The sequence below is a fragment of the Pseudomonas sp. Bc-h genome (assembly GCF_002080045.1).
GTDB lineage: Bacteria > Pseudomonadota > Gammaproteobacteria > Pseudomonadales > Pseudomonadaceae > Aquipseudomonas.
In genome coordinates, this window is record NZ_MUIN01000044.1 from 1 (window position 1) to 466 (window position 466).

General features: G+C 50.2%; 1 protein-coding gene. It reads right to left on the reverse strand.

What is annotated here, in order from left to right; translation table 11 throughout:
• Positions 1-10 precede the first annotated feature (10 nt).
• The coding region (locus tag BWR59_RS31750; protein ID WP_269140380.1) for a reverse transcriptase domain-containing protein at positions 11-466 on the reverse strand (456 nt) is incomplete at its 5' end.

Here is a 466-nt window from a genome sequence, read left to right on the forward strand (position 1 = left end):
ACTTGCACCTTCAGGTCTTTCCGGGTAAAGGTAAAACCCAGGAATTTACTTGCACCTTCAGGTCTTTCCGGGTAAAGGTAAAACCCAGGAATTTTCTCTCCCAGGGGCGCGCCACTGCGCTCTTTTCCTCATTGACTTTCAGCTTCAGCTTCTTTGCAAGAAACTGCGTGATGCCTGCGAGAACTCTGATTCCAGCTCGCTCGCTAGCGACATATATGTTGCAGTCGTCTGCGTAGCGGACGAAATGCAGGGTACGCTTTTCGAGCTCTCTGTCGAGTTCGTTAAGCATCACGTTGGACAGCCATGGGGAGAGCGGTCCACCTTGCGGCGTTCCTTCTTCCTCCTCAATGATCACACCATTTTCCATTATTCCTGCGTTCAGAAACGCTCGTAATAGTTTCAGGAGCCGCTTGTCTTTGATCTTCTTCGCTACTAACGCCATGAGAATATCGTGGTTGACTCGGTC